The sequence below is a fragment of the Paenibacillus sp. GM1FR genome (genome assembly GCF_002803315.1).
GTDB classification, from domain to species: Bacteria; Bacillota; Bacilli; order Paenibacillales; family Paenibacillaceae; genus Paenibacillus; species Paenibacillus amylolyticus.
Genome location: NZ_MKZL01000019.1, coordinates 23,651 through 42,921 on the forward strand (window position 1 = coordinate 23,651; position 19,271 = coordinate 42,921).

The 19,271-nt window shown below is 36.4% G+C and carries 19 protein-coding genes and 1 pseudogene; 19 read left to right on the forward strand and 1 reads right to left on the reverse strand.

Annotated features, from left to right (window positions below; all coding sequences use genetic code 11):
* Positions 1-28 precede the first annotated feature (28 nt).
* From PAEAM_RS14800 to PAEAM_RS14825, 6 genes are all read left to right on the forward strand, one after another.
* Positions 29-514, forward strand: a complete 486-nt coding sequence (locus tag PAEAM_RS14800) for a hypothetical protein (RefSeq protein ID WP_100528083.1) — start codon at positions 29-31, stop codon at positions 512-514.
* Between the two features lie 28 nt (positions 515-542).
* Positions 543-1,025 (forward strand): hypothetical protein, encoded by a 483-nt coding sequence (locus PAEAM_RS14805; protein ID WP_091037060.1) that lies wholly within the window; start codon positions 543-545, stop codon positions 1,023-1,025.
* A 335-nt stretch (positions 1,026-1,360) separates the two neighbouring features.
* Complete coding sequence (locus PAEAM_RS14810) at positions 1,361-2,014, forward strand: hypothetical protein (RefSeq protein ID WP_100528084.1); 654 nt, start codon at positions 1,361-1,363, stop codon at positions 2,012-2,014.
* A gap of 192 nt (positions 2,015-2,206) precedes the next feature.
* A complete protein-coding gene (locus tag PAEAM_RS14815) occupies positions 2,207-2,404 on the forward strand; it encodes a hypothetical protein (protein WP_091037065.1) in 198 nt (65 codons plus the stop codon).
* Between the two features lie 229 nt (positions 2,405-2,633).
* On the forward strand, positions 2,634-4,853 hold the full coding sequence (locus PAEAM_RS14820) for an S-layer homology domain-containing protein (protein WP_100528085.1): 2,220 nt from the start codon (positions 2,634-2,636) through the stop codon (positions 4,851-4,853).
* Between the two features lie 503 nt (positions 4,854-5,356).
* A complete protein-coding gene (locus PAEAM_RS14825) occupies positions 5,357-6,817 on the forward strand; it encodes a S1 family peptidase (RefSeq protein WP_100528086.1) in 1,461 nt (486 codons plus the stop codon).
* A 113-nt stretch (positions 6,818-6,930) separates the two neighbouring features.
* Here PAEAM_RS14825 and PAEAM_RS14830 read toward each other — a convergent pair whose 3' ends face one another.
* Positions 6,931-7,341, reverse strand: a complete 411-nt coding sequence (locus PAEAM_RS14830) for a hypothetical protein (protein WP_100528087.1) — start codon at positions 7,339-7,341, stop codon at positions 6,931-6,933.
* A 1,069-nt stretch (positions 7,342-8,410) separates the two neighbouring features.
* Between PAEAM_RS14830 and PAEAM_RS14835 the strand changes: the two genes are divergently transcribed.
* The 13 genes and pseudogenes from PAEAM_RS14835 to PAEAM_RS14885 all read left to right on the forward strand — a co-directional run bounded on the left by PAEAM_RS14835 (position 8,411) and on the right by PAEAM_RS14885 (position 18,790).
* Entirely contained in the window at positions 8,411-8,965 is a 555-nt protein-coding gene (locus tag PAEAM_RS14835) for a hypothetical protein (protein WP_100528088.1), read from the forward strand.
* Positions 8,966-9,132: 167 nt separating this feature from the next.
* Entirely contained in the window at positions 9,133-9,594 is a 462-nt protein-coding gene (locus PAEAM_RS14840; RefSeq protein WP_100528089.1) for a hypothetical protein, read from the forward strand.
* Between the two features lie 242 nt (positions 9,595-9,836).
* The gene (locus PAEAM_RS14845) at positions 9,837-10,775 is read left to right on the forward strand and encodes a DNA/RNA non-specific endonuclease (RefSeq protein ID WP_100528090.1); all 939 of its coding nucleotides are present in this window, start codon (positions 9,837-9,839) and stop codon (positions 10,773-10,775) included.
* 131 nt (positions 10,776-10,906) lie between these two features.
* Complete coding sequence (locus PAEAM_RS14850) at positions 10,907-11,431, forward strand: hypothetical protein (RefSeq protein WP_100528091.1); 525 nt, start codon at positions 10,907-10,909, stop codon at positions 11,429-11,431.
* Positions 11,432-11,515: 84 nt separating this feature from the next.
* Complete coding sequence (locus tag PAEAM_RS14855; protein WP_133120447.1) at positions 11,516-11,719, forward strand: hypothetical protein; 204 nt, start codon at positions 11,516-11,518, stop codon at positions 11,717-11,719.
* A 273-nt stretch (positions 11,720-11,992) separates the two neighbouring features.
* A complete protein-coding gene (locus PAEAM_RS14860; protein ID WP_100528093.1) occupies positions 11,993-12,424 on the forward strand; it encodes a hypothetical protein in 432 nt (143 codons plus the stop codon).
* A gap of 204 nt (positions 12,425-12,628) precedes the next feature.
* A complete protein-coding gene (locus PAEAM_RS32620; protein ID WP_340938351.1) occupies positions 12,629-13,006 on the forward strand; it encodes a tyrosine-type recombinase/integrase in 378 nt (125 codons plus the stop codon).
* 34 nt (positions 13,007-13,040) lie between these two features.
* A pseudogene (locus PAEAM_RS32625) lies at positions 13,041-13,460 on the forward strand (tyrosine-type recombinase/integrase).
* Positions 13,461-14,024: 564 nt separating this feature from the next.
* A complete protein-coding gene (locus PAEAM_RS32310; RefSeq protein WP_243391372.1) occupies positions 14,025-14,429 on the forward strand; it encodes a stalk domain-containing protein in 405 nt (134 codons plus the stop codon).
* An 81-nt stretch (positions 14,430-14,510) separates the two neighbouring features.
* Positions 14,511-14,978: a hypothetical protein gene (locus tag PAEAM_RS32315; RefSeq protein WP_243391373.1), complete on the forward strand. Its 468-nt coding sequence runs from the start codon at positions 14,511-14,513 to the stop codon at positions 14,976-14,978.
* 10 nt (positions 14,979-14,988) lie between these two features.
* On the forward strand, positions 14,989-16,302 hold the full coding sequence (locus tag PAEAM_RS14875) for an S-layer homology domain-containing protein (RefSeq protein WP_100528094.1): 1,314 nt from the start codon (positions 14,989-14,991) through the stop codon (positions 16,300-16,302).
* Between the two features lie 694 nt (positions 16,303-16,996).
* Positions 16,997-17,317, forward strand: a complete 321-nt coding sequence (locus PAEAM_RS14880; RefSeq protein ID WP_133120448.1) for a hypothetical protein — start codon at positions 16,997-16,999, stop codon at positions 17,315-17,317.
* 261 nt (positions 17,318-17,578) lie between these two features.
* Entirely contained in the window at positions 17,579-18,790 is a 1,212-nt protein-coding gene (locus PAEAM_RS14885; protein WP_100528096.1) for a ComEC/Rec2 family competence protein, read from the forward strand.
* The last annotated feature ends 481 nt before the right edge of the window (positions 18,791-19,271 follow it).

Genomic DNA, 19,271 nt, shown 5'->3' on the forward strand with positions numbered 1-19,271 from the left:
TACTACCGAAAGGAGTAATTTAAAAACCATGACAAAAAGAAGTTTTTATGCAGTATGGTTAGCAATTGTCCTATTAGGCGGAGTAGGTATTGGCTCGTTGGCTTACACCAGTAGTCTCAACCAAGAAAAAATGAAAGAACAGACAATCATGCAACAGAATAGGCTATTTGTCGAAGGATTCTTTAACTTTGAAACGACAAATCAACGTTATAAAGCTATAAGACCTTATACAACTGAGAAGGGATATAGATCTACATTTCCTTCAGGAATAGAACTGCCTCCTGATAGTGAAGTTCATTCAACGGTAAGTGACATGAAAGCTTATTTACAACATGATCCTTCTTCTGATAAAAATCATACTGAAGTCTTAAATAAGTTTTCACTTACTACAGAATTCAATGAGATAGGAAGTGTGCAAACAATTGTCATGAGGACAGTTCTTGTGGATGAAGGACGTGGAGATGGCTGGAAAGTAGATGATATTGAGATGATTATTCAAAACACCCATGAATAACAGCCTTTGAAAGGTGGAGAATTTCATTATGCATGAGAATATAATGCAATCTGTCTTCCAAGTTATTCGACTAGCTCAGATTGTAGGGATTCCTGTTTTTGCTTGTTTATTTGGACTTGGATTTATACTTTTACTGACTGCCGGGAAAAACCCAATTCGAAAACGAAGAGGCCTGCTTTTTGTGATTGCGTTTGGTTTCGGAACTTTCCTCATTGCATACGTACCGGCGATTGTTCATACATTCGTAGGGGACGCACCCAACCAAACCTCTACTGGACAATCAGTAAAGCAACTTGTCGATTCAACCATGCCATTCGGCTCGATCATTTTCAATGGGCTTAAATGGATTGCCATTCCTGTAACGGGAACGATGTTTTATATCGGTATTTTTGTTCGTTTGATGGCTGCGAAAAATCCAGGAAGAAAGAGAATGGGTGTTGGACTCGTAATGTTTTCGCCACTCACATTGGGAGTAGTATTACTTATTCCTAAATTACTTCCAAGCTTATAGATGAAATTAATCTAAAAAATTGTACCTGGTGGGATATCTCAAGAAGATTTATGAATCTCTAACTATGCCCAGCTTCTCAGAGTGATAGTTAAATCTTAATCCTAGTGAAACTCTCGCTGAAACTTTTGAGTTCATGATACCGATTAATGTAGAATCCATACTTTTCATACGTATTGTTCAAAGAAAGAGGGTATTTCCTCGTTTTTTGCTTACTAATTAGTAGACATACGTGATTAGAACCAATCCCGTAAGGATAGTGATGATTTTTTTGATGCATCAATTATGATATGATTTGGATAAATGATTCTACTATCTTTATATTGGGATTGATATCAATGTTGAATAACTTATCTAGAGAAGAAATAGAGAAAATTCACGCTGAAATTATGTTTAAATTAGCTGCACCATTTCCTCCTAAAACGGTCGAATTCAAGAATGCAAATCCACGCAGCGCGTATATTCCTGTACATCCCATCCAATATAAGGTAAGGTCAGCTGCTGGACCATATTGGTCTTGGAGAATTACTACTGATAAACCCATCTACCATGAGGATACGGATGAAATTGAAATGCGCGGTGTCTTGAACATTCTGAATTCAAGTTCTGAAGGACAAGGATTTGCAGTTCTAGAACGGGATAAAAGTAATAAAAAAATTCAATTCTATAGGGAATCTATTCGTTCAGCGGTAAGTGACGCTTTTCGAGATGCTGCAGATTATTTTGCAGTAGGACATCAAGATTTAGCACCCTATCGTAAATGGGCGGAAAATCCAGGAGTCGGACTTAGAAGCTTGGAAGATCAATCTGAAGGACATAGTCTATCAGACACGGGCAATATTGAAGTGAAATACTGCCTTAAATGTGGCGTTGTGCTCTCACAAGATGATTTAGACTATCTAAAGATCGTGCGCTGGAACAATACAGTCTGTAAGGAACATGTTCCAGTTCATCAAAAGAAAAAAAACGATCCTAACTTTTTAGATGGTTAATATCAGTGATAGATTCAAAGCACTCAAGTAAAACAGTCACGTTCTTAGTAATATGTTCTATATTTTAGTGTTTTCTGTTATAATAATTTTTATTAAATGAATAGATACGACAGCCGGAAGCACCGCTGATTAGGATTATCCTAATTTGTAGGTGCTTCTTTTTTTTCAAAATGATTAATGGAGGAGTAATTTATGTTAATGGAAACACGTATTCCAAGTCGTTTTATCGGTATGTACCCAGGAGAATTTATGGTCGTTGGATTATCCTTTAAATCAATGCAAGAGAGGATACTACCAAGTGGAGATACTAGATTTAAAATCGGAGATATTGAAAAACCTTTAGATATTATTGCTGCTCTTCATTTGAGTGAGCAACATTTGTTGAACTGAACACATGTGAGAAGTTCAGAAGATGGATAAATAACCACCTGCTGATTATGTAAAGGATACTACAATAAAAATCATTGAATTAGTTCCATTTATTCTATATAATTAGCTTAATTGAATAATATGGACACCTACGTGGAAGAACCCGGGGTCATTGGATAACAATCCAATGGCTCCTTTTTGCGTTCGTTTGTTTCATTCAATGATACATTAAGAGGAAGGGTGGATTAGTTTGAAAAAAGGAAAGAAAGTAATCTCATTTTTTATGGTGCTGGCAATGTTAGTGTTCTGTTTACCTATGCAGGTATTTGCTGAAGAAATAGGTGAAAGTCGGCTTTTTAGTGTTGATTTTTCACCAAGGGTAGATATGAATAGAGAATTTAATCCTGATGTCTATACATATACGACATCCGTCAATACTTCGGAAAAAAGTATCGCGGTTACACCTTATGCCATGGACTCAAATACTACAATTCGTGTTAATGGAACTGTAGTTACCAATGGTACACCTTCATTACCGATTACCCTTGATCAAGAAATAACTCTAATTACTATTGAGGTGCAATCCATTGATGTGCCGAGCAACGTTAAAACCTATGTGTTTTCTGTTAAAAAAACGATAAATCTGGACGATGCCGGCTTGAAATCGATTGTGGTTGAGGGGGCAACACTTGATCATCCATTTAGTACAGAAAAGTCCTACTATACTGGACGTGTACAGGCTAATCAATCGTATGTGAGTGTAAAAACAACAGCATTCAATAGTGCTATAACTAAGATTAATGGTAACTTAGTTAGCTCTTCAGGAAGTCTGGTTGTAGAGATGAAAACGGGAATCAATACAATCTTTGTAGAAATGACTTCCTTAAATGGTGCATCTAAATCCTATACATTCGTTTTAACCAAGCCTGAAGCCAATAACAACGCTAATATCAGAAGTATACTCATTAACGGTAAGGATTTTGCAGAGAACGGTTCAGTTTTTGTAGATTATGTGAGCTCCAATGCTACTAATTTAAATGTCGTCATCAACCCATCTGATAACTTTAGCTCGATCAATCTGGATGGTAAATACGTTACGGCTGGATCCTCAACAAACTTAAACCTAAGACAAGAAAGTACTAGTGTATTCCCCATTGTCATTACTGCTGCTAACGGCATAACTACTAAAACTTATAATCTTCATATTATCCGCCTAGGCACATCGAATTCTACTACGGGTGATGTCAATAATAATGCTGCTTCTGGTACCTCATATGCAGGGAACACTAGTCTTGCGGTAGATAGCAAGGGAGATGTTGTTGTTACCGATGGTGCTGGTGCAACCACAACGCTCTCCAGACAAGGGTCGGGTCGTTTACACTCGGTCAACTTGGATACTCAAGCTATCCAGAAGATACTCCGTTCAAATTCTAAAGTTTCGGAGATCGTAGTAGACTATTCTAAAAAAACAGGTTTGAATGATTCATTAAATTTGAATATTGATAGTACTTTAACTAAACTGCTTCAAGATCGAAAAGTAAAGGTCAAGCTCATGTCTATAAATGGTTATGCTACAGTGGATTTAACTCTTTTGAGAGATTGGAATAACGGAGGTAGTATTACCATCTCACGTGCCAATATTGGAGTGAGCTATGAGGATGAATATATACCTGCTAGTGGTTTTATCCGTTTTGAATATACCGGTGGTCCTTTAGGTGTATACAATCCTCTGGACATAGAAATTCCAATCTACAGTGACGCTGATGTTAAACTAGCCAACGTTTATCGTTTCGATGAGAATTCAGGATTTACGTTAATCCCTAGTACAACAGAGGAAAAAGTGAAAAGATCTAAAGGAGTAAGTGATGGCGACTTTATTGTCATGAACTTCAAAAAAAGCTTTACAGATATAAAGAATCATTGGTCTTTTAAGCTCCTTGATTTTATGTCAAAAAAGCAAGTTATCTCTGGTTACCCCGATGATTCATTTAGACCTGATCGCTATGTAACACGTGCTGAATTTACTTCAATGCTTATTAAAGCCATTTCTGAACACTTGGATACAGTTAATGTGGGAGAGGAGCCCTTTTCTGATGTAAATACTAATGACTGGTATTATGCTGTAGTGGATGAGGGATGGAATGCAGCTCTAATCACGGGTATTACCTCTGACTCCTTCGGACCTAACCAAAATATAACTCGTGAACAGATGGCAGCCATAGCGGTACGTGCACTTAATCAATTGAAAATACTACCTGACATGACAAGCACACAGGCAAACAGTATTTTAGGAAAATATAATGACTCTAAAGTGGTTAGTTCTTGGGCTAAAGTTGATCTTGCCACTGCTATTGATCAAAAAATTATTGATGGTATTGGAAATAACAAGCTTGCGAGCAATGATCTAGCAACACGCGCACAAGCAGCTGTGATCGTGTATAAAGTTTTAAATGAATCAATTGGTTTCTAATTGCTAAACCAGGAGGTACTTTTATAGGTGCCTCCTTTTAGCGTCTTTATTACATGTTCTGAGCTCACTAATTCTATATTTTTCCAAACAGCTTTTGAAAGTGATTTTGTATGTCAATTGTGCAAGATTTTAAATTTTGAGAACTTCAAGGATCAATCTTTGAAGTTCTATTTACCTCTGCTCGAGTGTTATCCAGATGCATAACACGAAAACACATAACTTCCTGTAGTACTTCTCTAAATTAGCTAGACGATTTACTTTCATTTAAGGAGATACAGTTTTTTAGGTTCTAGAAAACTACTTAATACAATTCCAAAGTATCATGATATCCAATTCTCTATTTTGGATAATTTGCCCAAATTAATTTCTTGCTTTATAATATATTTGTATTATTTTATCAATAAATTCATTATTCTGGAGGTGAATATTGTCGGTCGTTATTTCTTATAACGATTTTATATCAATTTTACTTATAAACCCATAATTAGAGGAGGAACTAACAGGTGATCATAAAACGACGGAAAATACTCACCATTTCAAGTGCCATCATCTTATCATTTTCATTACTTTCTGGAGCAGCAGCGGCAGAAAATACTGAATTCGAGGAGAATCATTTTTTAAGTAATGGTGCCTTGGAAACCATGGATCCAGAGTTTTTGGAACAATTGGAGTATAGTGATGCAATTGTGAATAAACATAAGCGATACCGGCAATCTAATAATCTTGACTACTCTGAGGAAACTATCCGGGCAGCTCTTAATTCCCCTAATGCAACGAATACAATCCCTAAATATAGTATAGCTCTTACTGAAGAAGAGGAGGCTTATATTCAGGAAAGAGATGAATTGATGGTCAAATATGGTGATGAAATTTCAAAAATGATGAAGGAGAATGGGGTTACCACAACCAGCGGACCCAACAATGAAATTACTGAATCTTATAGTGACATTGGAACTTTTTATCAAGAAAAGTCCAACGGTTTGAAGTTTGTCATAAGCTTCTCCGTAATAAACGAAGAGACCAACAGAATTAAAAAAGCTATTGAAGACTTAGTTCCAGCTGAATATTTAGAATTTCGGGAAACGAACTTTTCGGAAGCTGAATTGGTGAGCGCATATGAAGGACTTATCAAGGAAAGCAGGGAAGCAGGTATCGCGTTAGAAGAAGTAACTGTTGCCGTAAAAGAGAACTCTGTCATAGTTAAGGTAGCAGATCAGAAAAAAGTTGATCTAATAGAAGAAAATCTTTTAGAAAAACAAACTTCTATTAATTCCTTGAAAGCGTATAAACCCAGTATTTTCAGAGTAGTTGTTGGACAAGCCAATGACAAACTAGAAGCTCGGACTTCTAAATTGGATACTATGGCAGGAGGCTTGCTGATTGTCAATAATAGTGCTGACTCCAAAGCAGGAACAGGCCCTTTTTGTACGTTAGGTACCTTAGCTACAAAAGGAAATGATCGCTTTATTATTACAGCTGGTCATTGTTTCAACTCTTGGGGATCAAACGTCTATCAAGGCGGTGAGCTAATAGGTACAAAGCATTATCAGTATGTAGGAGATAAAGCAGACATCGGAGTTATCAAAGTGGACGCAGGAAAAAAGATTTCAAACTATGTATACAAGTATTCGTGGACAGATAGCAGAATTACTTCGTATCAATCTAGTCCAAGCTCGCTTGATGTTGGTGATAACATTTGTTTGTCTGGGGCAAGATCAGGTTTCTTGTGTGGAGAGGTTACTAGTCTAAATACATCTATGAATGGAGGAATGGGGTACATTCAAACTGACATAGACTCAGCAGGTGGAGACAGTGGTGCACCTTATTGGTATAACGGTGTTTTGATGGGTATCCATTCAGGAGGAGAGATAAGCGGGACTCCATTTACAAGGTTTACACATATCGCAAACGCAATTGCTTATGGAGGGGTATGGACGCCGTACACATCTAATACGGTGAAGTGATTATAACTGATTTTAGGAATGAAAAAAGTCGTCAGTGCTCTCTTGCTACAGAAGAGCTGACGACTTTTTTTGAAATATTCATGTGAAATCTAAACAGAGTTATGATATCTGTATTATTTTGAATCAATTATTTGAATTTCTTGTGCAGTAATTGTAGGAGGTACAGTATCCAATTGTTCATTTTGGACCTTGAAGCGAATTTTGGAGCCTACTTTTAAATCTTGGATATTAATATCGGTATCACTGACATTTTTTAGGTCTAGCCAAAATAAGTCATATTTTTGCGATCTAATAATGTCTTGAGAAGTTTGCTCAGCCATCTTGTTTAAATTAGACGCTATTTCAGGATTATCTAAATCTTCAGTGATTAATAATTGTGTGACAGCATTACCTAATACTATGGCTTCCATTGTAAGTGTAGAATCTGTAGGTTGCTTTACGTTATTCTTACTTAGAGATTCGACATTATTACAGGAACCAGCTAATAAAAAAGAAATGATTAGTACAATAGGTGCCCAGCGCATAATTTCACCTCCTTATTAATATAAGTACAGACGATAGATACATAACAAAAGTTGCAATATTTTCAATTTTTTCTAAGAGGAGTACGCAAACCTATATACTCCATATCCAATTTAGAACAAAATTAAAAGTTGAACATGCCTAATGACTTGTCATAACCAGTGGTGGGATAGACAAGAACATAGGGCTAATTTTTAATAACATTCTGTTCTAACTAGAAATTAATTCGAAAGCGGATATTGAAGGAGAATGTGGTATATACAGAAAAAAAGCTGAAAAAGCAAAAAGCAAAAATTATTAAATTTGTATTTGTGATACAATACTCTCCCCACACAAAAAAACAAGGAGGCTTCATGAAAAGGAAGTGCCCTTGTTTACGCTTTTAACTTCTAATAAATTCAATTCATATTATCCTAACTACTATCTAAGTTTCTTTGTTTACTTAACTGTTAATTATATTCAGTAAGATATTACTTAATATATTACTGAATATAAAATTGTTCCATTTGTTCGTTCCACGAGCCTTATATATAGGACAAAGAGTTAGCTCTACAAGATAGTGAAGAATACCTCGCTGCTGTCGCCCGGAACTATACATTCGAAAGCGATGGGGCTTGCACGTACACCCGTCTTACTATCGCAGGCAAAACCACGTGGAACCCTGACGTGAACGCGATCCTGTTCCTAGGGATCAAAAATTAGAAGGAAGGACCGGACGATGGCAACATCACATCCTATTTGCTGTGAATCACTGATTTACAATGCCCCTTGGGGGAGAAAGTTGGCCGATGACGATTGTGACTTTACCGATAAGTGTGCCGGGGATTTCATACTTTTCCGTTGTTTTATGCTTTTGGAACACAATTAGAAGTATAAAATTTCCGTTAGGCCCATTAGAACGGTTATGATAATTCAAGTATGCACACAACTAATCAGTTGACTTTCTTTTCGTTAGGCTAACGGGCAGGTTAGTTCCAGTATGTGTTAAAATGAGTTTGTTAGGAGCAGTACCTGCTTTACGACCTTCTTATTCAAGAGGTTTTTGAAATTGATTTAAGGGAGCGGAAGAAAATGGGGGCAGATTTCACAGCTTTCTTAAGCCATAAGTTGAATAGAGATAAAATTGAAATATTATGTCATGCACTAAATTCTAGATCATTAAAGCACGTTGATGAATTCATTAATTTCCTGCTCCCTCATAACCCTAAGGATGAGGATAAGCCTTTTACGGTTCATGAAGGAATTGGTGGCACTTTGGAAATCAGTGGACCTTGCGGAATGGATTTTACATTCTCGGAAAAGGTCTGTTATTTTCATCATTATATAAGATGGAGAAGCTTTCTCCTAGAGGAGGAGTTTCAACTTTATTTAAAGAAAGTTACTTTCGATTTAGCCCGTTATTTTTCATCAGAATATGCAGTTTATGTACCGGACAGTGGTTCAAGAGAGTCAGGGGTTCTAGATTTTATTTGGGAGGATGAAAATAAAGATATCCATTATATAAGGAATTGGCTTCTTGAACGTTGCGGAAGACCTAAAGACAAAATTATTGATATTTATAAAGAATACGAAGATTACTGGGATTCTGAAGGATATTACGTAGATTATTTTATTGATTTAAAGTAGGTTCTCATTCATCAAACGGTAACTGTTAGTGGAAAACAGCGTAAGGCAATCTGCCAGTTGGTAGCTGCTCCTTTTTTCGTTAAGCTAACGAGGATAGTTGAAGGAGGAGTTTTAACTTCTCATAGAAGTTTTTTACTAGAGGTTCCAAAGAAGGAGGTGTCGGATATATGATAAAAAATGAAGATGAGTTCAATAGTTTATTATCAAAGAGGAATTCAGGTGAAGTTACATACGGTTTAGAATTAAAGAGTGCTATCGAGAAAGGATGTATATTGGAGGCATTTTTGAAGCGAATGGGCCATAATGCAGATGAAATAGAGGGTAACTGGAGAATGGTTGATAAAGATTATGCTAAAAAAATTATAATTTATGTTCTTTCGAAAAACATGACCCATGATATTGATTTGAAGACAAAACCGATGGCAAATGAATTAAGTGAATATTTTTTAGATCAATTTCAGAAAGAAGCCTCATTCTATACAAACGCAAAGTTTGATTCGAAATCTGGTTACTTTAAGCTCTACTCTTGGACAACGATAAATAACTCACAATGGCATACGTTTGATACGGGAATAGTTGCAATGGACAATATACATATTGGAATCCTATGGGCAACGGACCCTTTATAAATGGATTTAAGACTGATTACTGATGAACTATAACTAAATTCACGTTCAACTAACGGGAAACTATAGCTTAATGATGCCCCGAAGGAAGCCGACGACTAAGATCGGCTTCCTTCGCTGCGCTAACGGGGGCAGGGTAATTCAATAGGATATTAGTCTTTTATGGTAAGATTATAGAACAAGAAAAGATAGTTAAAGTCGTCGTTTTTAGAATGAACAGTATGAAATTATAGGAGAGTCCTAAAATGAAAAAGAAAATGAACTATTTAATCTTAATTATAACGATCATCTTTATGGTTGGTTGTACCAACGTAGAAGATACATCCAATACAGATGCAGAAACAGATTCACAAGAAATAACCACTGATACAACAACTAAGAATAGTGAAAAAAAAGCAGCTGTCAAAGCGGTTGTTGATGAACCAGTAGGAGAGGAAACATCAACACAACCAAATAACGAATTGTCTTTAAGATACAAGCTTATCGAAGTCGATGGTGGTGATTTGTCTGGGCATCGTGAACCTAACGTTGTTGTTGACATTGGATACGGAGACCGTGAATATTGGGCATTTACTAATGAATATGGGCAATTAGTGCGTGTCATTGCTGATAAAATTATTCTACAAGACGACCGTAACGAACCTGTACTATCGTCTGGCAGATACTACCCTGATGAGGCAAAGGTTCCGGGTGTTGAAAGTGACGTTTTAGATGAAGGACATATCATTGCTGATTCTCTCGGAGGGGTATCGAATGCATATAATATTACCCCACAAGATAGCACACTCAACCGACATGGTGATCAGGCTTATATGGAAGATGCGATACGCAAAGCAGGTGGAGCCACTAATTTTGAAGCGATTGTCACATATCCGAATACAGAAACCCAAATCCCTTCAAGTTACCAGTACACGTATACGTTAAAGGGTAACAAGATCGTTGATACATTTGACAATGTGAACCCTGATGATGTAAATGCATCACTCGGATTAACAGGCAGTGAGCCTTCTGACTCAACTAGTTCAAATAAAAACGCTGACATTTCTAGTGTTGATACAAACGGTAATGGACAGGTGACGATTAAAGAAGCTAAAGCAGCAGGTTATAGTATGCCAATAACGAGTGATCATTGGTTATATCCATATATGCACGATGCTGATATGGACGGTATGGTAGGTGAGTAAGACTAAATAAGAGCAGTTTGCCGTCGCGGCAACTGCTTCTTCTCATTCAGCTATCAGGCAGGTTAGTTTAATGAAAAGGGAATAACACACCTCATATAGGATACTTTATCTCTAAAAGGGAGGGGAACACATTGCATGATATGATGAATAAGAGACAATTTATTGAGATGACAGTTAAAGAACAACATTCTATAGTATTGAAGGTTAATAATCAAGAAGAATTTTTCCGTGGTGTTTCTAGAGAACTAAATGAGGGCTACCTATTTGTTGAAACAGAAGAAGGTATACACTTTAAATTTAAAATGGATGAAATCATTGAGATTTATGCTATCAAGTCTTCATCTCCAAAGCATAGTGCTATGCAATCCCACAGTTTGATGAAAGGTAGTAAGGATGACCTTGAAAACCTGGTACTCCAGTTTGAAAGTTTAAATGACGATGTAAAGAAACAAATTACCTCTTCTTTATCAAAAGTGCTTGGTAAGCAAGTGATCATTTCGAAAATGGATATAACTTCATACAATTTATCTGAAATTGAAATGATTGCTAACACGATAAAAGGATATATACTCACTATTAAAACACTGGATATTCGTTCTGAACTACTCGAATCATACAACAATATGGAGTTACCTCAAAAGATATGTTTTGAGTAAGGGCTAGATCACAATTGAGAATAAGCTATGGGAGGAAAAATTATAACCGCTAAAATAGAGGTCGGGCCCCTGGGAGGTGAGTATGTGAAAGAAGTAATTAAAAATGTTCTGTTAGGTACTGTAGTTTTTGTCGTTGGCTTTTCCATTATGCTGCTTCTTACAAGCTCAGATATTGAAGCTGAACTTACATATTATGCTGCCATAGCGTATGCTCTTTTATATTTAGCCAGTGTTATATCTGTCTGCACCGCAGTACTCCTTAAAAAGATGACTCAATTAAAAAAGTGAACTACTCATCATGCTAACGAGAAAAGATAGTTCAATAAAAAACCATCGTGATTGGCTGCTTTTGTTCAACTAACAGGCAGGTTAGCTTAACTAAACTTGCTAATTAGTTTGTTTATTAAGTGATAGAACATCCATAAGCATAGAGGTGTATGATAGATCTTACTTACTTGCGTTTATTCTGATGGAGATGATCTACAAAAAGTTTTGGACTACAATATATTATTGTGTGGGATATGTTTCTTTGAGCATGTCTATTGAAAGGAATGTTAATAATTGAAAAACAAAGTTCTAGTGATTATTGGTACTATTGCATTGTCTATCTCACTTATTTTTGGAGTTTCTATCGAAGGAAATAAAATTATAGAAAACAGTCCTAAAACATCTAAAGAACCACAAACACTAACTTGGGATTTGAAGGGCGACAAGGTGGACCCTGTAAAAGATTATTCTGTGACAATTGGATATTCACACATCAAACTTAATGTAAAAAATACAGGAGGACACTCTTTTAGAGTTGAAATAAAGCACAACAGTAAGAATACAGTTATTTTTAATGAAGACATTGCAGCAGATGAAATAGTGGAATTCGTAAATAATGATCTTATGCCGCTTGTTCCTTCGGGCGCTTATTCAGTAACTATTTATGGTGGATCAGGACTACCCAAAGGACAAGTTCTTCTTACACAGTCAAAAGTACCATATTAAAATATTATTATGAACAATGGAAAAGGGAAGAACTTCTGGGCTTAAAAAATGTCATGTTAATAGCTGGAGCAATATACAGAGTTAGTTTAAATCAATGAGAAAACTAGGTTTGAACTAACGGGAAACTTTAGTTAAATAGCACCAGTCTAAAACCTCTTATTTGAAGCAAACTAAAATTAATTGCTCTTATTAGGAGGTTTTATTGTGATCTTAAGTGAACTTTGGAATCATTATGAGGCGGATAAACGAATTCAAGGATTTAGCCCAAATACATTGCGTGCTTATGCTTCGCAACTAAAGATGCTGGTTTCGGATCTGGGGGATGTAGATATTTCGGGGGTAACTCTAAATCTCCTGAAGGAATACTTAGTAAAGCAATCAGATCGTTTAAAGCCAAGCAGCCTTGGGCACCGTATTCGCTTTGTACGTTCCTTATTTAAGTTTGCATATGAAGAAACCTACCTATCTAGCAATCCTTCCATTAAACTGCGTGAGCCAAAAATGGAGAAGCGGGTACCTAAGTTTTTGATGGAAGAAGAAGTGATACATTTAAAGATCTCTTGTCAGACCAGCTCTTCTTGAATTTTTGTATTGTACAGGTTGTCGTATAGGTGAGGTGGAGAAGTTAAACATTGAGGACTTGAACTGGGAAAACTGCTCTGCCATAGTAAACGGAAAAGGGGCAAAGCAAAGAGAAGTTTACTTCACCACGGAGTGTAAAGTATGGTTGAAATAATATTTAGACAGTCGCGAGGACTCGTGTAAAGCCCTGTTTGTAACAGATAACAGTCCAGTGAAACGAATGGCTATACCAACACTTAGATGGGCATTAAAGCGCTTAGCATCTCGTGGGGCGGTTGCCGCAAACGTGTATCCTCATCGTTTTCGTCATACCTATGCCTGTCAGTTGCTCGACAATGGAGCACCATTAGAATTTATTCATGACATGTTAGGCCATGAAAAAGCATCAACTACACAAATCTATGCTCAACTACGCGGTGAACGACGGAGAGAACTATATCGGCGATTTTTTTAGCTTTGTTAGCGGTAGATCTCGTTTAGGATCAGCCGCTATTCCACTATCGGGCAGGATAGTTTAATAAATGATATCGAAAATATCACCAAAGAACCGTTTTATATTTTGCCGAAAAGCTTGCTAAAGTTTTCAGCCCGCCAGCTGATTTTGAGCTGGGGCTAGATAAGAACTACCATGATTCTCTAAAAAATGTAGGAACTCAGTGATTAGTCTCTTCAAAAAAGGGGTTGGATTGGAAAAAACCACTCTACACCTTTTTGCTAATGATGTTGGAGTCTTAGAAAAAGGCAGCTAGCAATCATTTACGTTGCGAAGAGTTACTTGGGATACGGATGAATCTTGTGCTTCAATTAGATATACATTTAATTAGTTCATATAGAAAGTCAGGTTTTATAATAATATAACAATGGGATAAAATACCTATTTATAATCTATAGTACATGGTAAAATATTCTTACTATTGCCAAGTTTGTTTGATATTTAGGATTTGTTAGACCTATAAAAAAAGATACTGGGAAGTGTTAGTGAGAAGAAGTACATATGGAAAGCAGAGGGGTTTAGATCATGAAGAAACTTTTATTAACAGTATTAGCAAGTATATTGACTGTAAGCATGATAGGTTCGGGAAACGAAGCAGTTGCAGCTGCAAGCACTCCGAAGCAAGTAGAGGTATTGCTGAATACCGTAAAAATGAAGTTTCCAGATGCGAAGCCATTCCAGGATGGCCAAAGTAGTGTCATGGTTCCGATCCGCTTTGTATCTGCAGCGCTGGGTGCAAAGGTTACATACTCGAAGGTTGGCAAAGTATCCAAGGTTGGGATCTTCAGCAAAGACCATACAGTGGACATGACAATTGGGCAGACGACTGCATTGGTGAATGGTCAGAAAAAGGACTACGGTACGCAGATTATTCTGAAGCAGAACCGGACATTCGTTCCGCTGCGTCTAGTCAGTGAAGGACTTGGCTAAAAGGTAGAGTGGGACAAAATTGGCCGTTGGGTCTGGATCGGGAATAAAGACTTCCGGAGTACGGATGATAAGCAGTTTAAGATGACGAAACTGAGCGATTTCAAGGCGTATACAAAAAGTGATGTTATGTTCAAGAACATTAATGATGAGAAGTATTCAGGCATAAAGATCATCAAAGAAAGTGACCTTCCTATCCAATTAGGAAATAGCCAGGTGGTATATAGTATGGATGTCATCAAAAGTGCAATTACGGGAGATGATGAAGTTCAGATTCGTAGTAATCATAGAGGAAACCCTATTGCCTTTTTGATCAAAAATAATCATGCAAAATCGCGTGGAGTCATCGACGTAGCTTTTATTAACAATGGTGACAAAACAGGGCTGAATTACTATCCAGTTTTGAGTCAGTCAGATAAATTTCAGAATGGAAACTACATTCAAAACTACACAGACTGGATGAATTTTAAAATTACTCAAGCTGATTATATTCTTCTTAGAGATGGCGATCTCGACAATTATGCCGTAGCGATCGTTAATCCCTTCAAGTAAGGGACAAAGATTGAATGAAAAAGACAATCAGCTCGATACTGACAACTCGGTTAGCAAGATTCGTAAAAAAAAAGGGGAAGATGAGGGGAGAACAAAATTCATGAAAAAAATCTTAGTTACTCTTATTGCTGGACTTACCGCTGTAACAACAATAATGGGGGGATCGTCCATACAAGCAGCTGTATCGTTTAAAGACGTTCCAAGCAATCACTGGGCTAAAACATCCATTGATTCAGCAGTATCCAAAGGATACTTCAAAGGATATAGCAATGGGACATTCAAACCATCTGCTTCAGTTACACGTTCTGAATTTGCTTCGTTGCTTGCACGTGTGTCTAAAGCAGATCCGAACGTCGATATATCCAATGTATTTAACGATTTATCCAATCATTGGAGCAAAAAGGAAGTTGATCGTGCAGTTTCTCTGGGATTCATAAATCCTGCAGACTATCCAAATGGTTTTAAACCAAATACTCCTATTACCCGCGAAGAAATGGCTAAGTGGATTAGTTCCGGTTTAGCAGCCGCCGACACTGACTTCAAAAAAGCATTGGAAGATACTAAAACAACGCTTGTACCAGTTAAGGAATCATTCTCTCCAGGAATTTCAGAAGCTAAAGCTCCGTACATCTCAGTGGTTATCGGAACAGGAGTGATGACTGGATATCCAGATAACTCATTCGGGGTGACCCAAACAACCACTCGCGCAGAAGCTTCTGTAATATTGCTGAGAATCGCAAATATGGAAGGTAAAAAGGCTTCTTCATTTTCTGATCTGAATGAGATTAGGGCCGTTGGGACAACAAAATCTAATTTGAGTCAAGTGACACCTTTTTCAACAGCAAATGATAAAACATATGCAGTGATTTCTGGGAAAACAAAAACATTATCAAATGGTGCGGGTAAAGTATCCTTACATCGAACCATCTATATTAATACTACTAATTGGACTAACAAAAAGAGCGTTTATGCACCGTTCTTTGTATCGGAAGAAAATAAAGATTTCTACAAAGAAAACACTAATGTCATTCCGGTATTCCATGAGATTACAGTCTACCCTAAAGCGAAAAATTTTAGTTCTGATCATATCAGGACTGGACTAACTACTGCTTTGAGTGGTCAAAGGATTGCTCCTTCTTCACTACCTGAAAAATACGGTTACTTAACGCTACCGGTGTATAACACTGAACAGTTCTTTGCTAAGTATAGTGCCTCTAATGGCGTGAAGTTATGGATAAAAGAAAATAAGAACGTAGATCGAGAAGGGTTAATTGGTATGTACTATATGGATGATGGATCTGCTTTGTCTCTATACAATAAATAAAATCAATGCTTGGATGAATTGGCTGGTTCCATTTCAGATACTCGAAATATGATAGCTCATGCTAAAACAAACTATAAGCCAAAGGGAAAAGAGTGCCCATTTGAACAACTTGAAGAATTTTCTAGCTGCCTAAAAGTAGTGGCAACCCAAGTAATATGTTGGTTTGCGAGACAACACGGCAAAGGAACATAGTTCCTTAAAGCAAAAAAGCCGCTAAATAAGCGACTTCAATGGGACCATGTTTTTGTCCCTCGACATGTATGTATGACGTGGTTGGTAACTTTGTGTCAATGTACAATTATTGAGTCCATGCGTATTAAACCGTATACCTCCACGTCCGCTGAAAGATATATCCGAGTTGTCCCCCGACATTTTCCAGACTGGTAGGCAACTTTATGTCATTCTCCAGCCTGTTGGGCACTTTATGTCAATTCTCCAGATATACTGATGAGACAAAAAAATGACCATAACATGTTGTCATAGTCATTAATTCTTATCTCGTATGGAATGTATTAGTTTTCAGGTTTTGTTGTGAAAATTAGACTATTCTGCTGTCTAACAAAAACATTGTGTCATTGATTTAAATGAAGATGGAGAAGATGAGATTGTTATAATTCTGACTAAAGGTACAGGGACTGGAATACATAATTCAGAAGTGCATGTCCTTAAAACAGACTTCACAGAAATCCCTGTTATGGATCCGAAAGAATTCATTCAAAACAATTTTAAAGTGAGTCTAAAAACTGATAAAGATGTCCGTCAGTACACTATTTCGGTTGATGGACAGAAGTATTCATTTGAATTTAGTGAAATGGACTCAAGCGAATGGTTTAAACAACCGACAGTTCAAAATATAATACGATATGGAATTAAGGATAATGAGCTTATTGCAGAGCTGCCTATTCAGATTTCTGCAGGAAACTATTTAGGAGATGCGATCGTTAGATATTCCTTGGTTAATGGAAACTTAGAAACATCCAAAATAGAAATCTCAAAAGAAGGAAGCTCATTATGACCTTCCTTTTTGTTGTAAGGATCATTAAAATCGTTCTTCCTGAATCTGAACTTATGTTATAGCTTTAATGGGAGATGCCTTTTCTAAAGAGAAGTATGAAACTGAAAAACGAAAGGACTTTAACAAACAAGCGCCTGAGTTAATCCAGATAGACTATATTCTTAATCAAACAGCTTTGGCTGTCGAAAGGGCACAGGCTAAATTGATGGTAGCGTGTAATAAATATTAAAATAAATAGTTTAATAAGTGAGGTTGAAGTAATTGAATAAGATAAGATTTTATTGCGAAAAACATATTCCTGGAGTCTATACTATTTTCGATGTACAATACACTAAAAATTTAATAACTATATTTGAAGAAAATAATCTGATATGGGAACAGTCAGATCCAAGATCGATGTTGATAGTTTATGGATTGAAAACAACACCAAGAAGTGGACCAATTGATGGTGAATGGTATATGATTTCCAACGAATTTTGGAGTGATTTTGAATTCACTCCATTAACATTCTCAGAAGATCCAACTACTCTAGAATCCCTTACTATCAGGTTAAAGGCAAAGGTTAAGTCAACTGTGCAACCAGTAAACTTTTCATCCATTCGGACGGAGGGGCCGGATAATATCGAACTAAAAAAATTATTGTTTAATCAGTATACTCCACCTAAAAATCACAAATTAACGGAGGAATTATTCCCTACGGAAATGGCCGAACTTGAATTGCTCGTAAGAGATGTGGAATGTGGAAATTGGAACGAAATTAGACACATGCCTTCGGGTTTTAGACTTATATATGATATGGGCAGTGATCTAACTTGGACAGGAGCTCAGATTATTAATATTGTTCAAAAGGCTAAACTGGAGAATGATTTTCATTTAGTAATTAGCCATTGGGATCTTGATCATGTCCAATCAATACTTGGAATGTTTGATGATGAAATAAAAAATATAGTTTCTTTTACCGCACCTTCTAGAATTCCAAATACAAATACAGTTGATCGTATTTTCGAACGGCTACTGTCAAATGGAGTGACACCATGGATTGTCATGCCACCACTACGTCAGAGTAATTCTAAAAAAATTCATTTAGTTCCACTCTTTAAAGTTGGGTTTTTAACATTGTATCGATCTACAGATGGTTATAGAATCAATCAATCTGGAATAGTATTATTAATCCATGGTCCCAATGCTCCCGCACTTCTTACAGGAGATCATTACTATCCTGAGATACTTAGAGATGTAATTATCCCCAACAATCTTGTTGATTTTGAGATTGTGGTACCTCATCATTGTGGAAGTGCAGGGACATTTGATGTAAGTAGTTGGAGTAAATTAGCTATTCGTGGAGCTATTATTTCTACGTTAAGAGGCAGATATAGAAATCTTCCTATAAGTGCTACTCATAATTTCTTTTCTGCTATATCTAACTTTCACTGTACAGACTGCATGAACACTAGCATAGTACATATAATTTGATTTGATACTAGTTCTTATATTTATATAGTGTATTGCGAACTTTTTAGTCAGGTGTGCTCCTTAAATGGGAATTGATTTAAATATTCGTGTGTCTGTTTAGGTCATGTAAGAAAGTTAGTTTTGACCGTCAATTCAAGAGCAAAGTTGTAGAAGAACTTCGGTACTCTTCCCGAAACGATAATTTAATAGAACCAAAAAAAGCAGTCGACATTAAATTGATCGGCTGCTTTTTTAATGGTAGAGAAGGGGTCATCACACTTGATGATAATGTTGACGAATATCCTCCAGTGAAAGTTTTTAGATAAATTATTTGATTTCTCAATACCTCACATTCCCTACCTCTTTTTATTATATATCTTCTCAAAAAACTAAAAAGTATTCAAGTTATTTAGTTTTAATATATTAATTAAATTATTAAGTAATATGAATACTCATATATTTCATAAAGTATTAAATAACTTTAACATATAAGTATTCAGTT

Coding starts and splice junctions, on each gene's coding strand:
- PAEAM_RS14810 (WP_100528084.1), top strand. CDS start 1,361: ATGTTGAATAACTTATCTAGAGAAGAAATAGAGAAAATTCACGCTGAA.
- PAEAM_RS14845 (WP_100528090.1), top strand. CDS start 9,837: ATGAAAAAGAAAATGAACTATTTAATCTTAATTATAACGATCATCTTT.
- PAEAM_RS14815 (WP_091037065.1), top strand. CDS start 2,207: ATGTTAATGGAAACACGTATTCCAAGTCGTTTTATCGGTATGTACCCA.
- PAEAM_RS14880 (WP_133120448.1), top strand. CDS start 16,997: ATGGATCCGAAAGAATTCATTCAAAACAATTTTAAAGTGAGTCTAAAA.
- PAEAM_RS14830 (WP_100528087.1), bottom strand. CDS start 7,341: ATGCGCTGGGCACCTATTGTACTAATCATTTCTTTTTTATTAGCTGGT.
- PAEAM_RS14805 (WP_091037060.1), top strand. CDS start 543: ATGCATGAGAATATAATGCAATCTGTCTTCCAAGTTATTCGACTAGCT.
- PAEAM_RS14800 (WP_100528083.1), top strand. CDS start 29: ATGACAAAAAGAAGTTTTTATGCAGTATGGTTAGCAATTGTCCTATTA.
- PAEAM_RS32310 (WP_243391372.1), top strand. CDS start 14,025: ATGAAGAAACTTTTATTAACAGTATTAGCAAGTATATTGACTGTAAGC.
- PAEAM_RS14835 (WP_100528088.1), top strand. CDS start 8,411: ATGGGGGCAGATTTCACAGCTTTCTTAAGCCATAAGTTGAATAGAGAT.
- PAEAM_RS14840 (WP_100528089.1), top strand. CDS start 9,133: ATGATAAAAAATGAAGATGAGTTCAATAGTTTATTATCAAAGAGGAAT.
- PAEAM_RS32315 (WP_243391373.1), top strand. CDS start 14,511: ATGACGAAACTGAGCGATTTCAAGGCGTATACAAAAAGTGATGTTATG.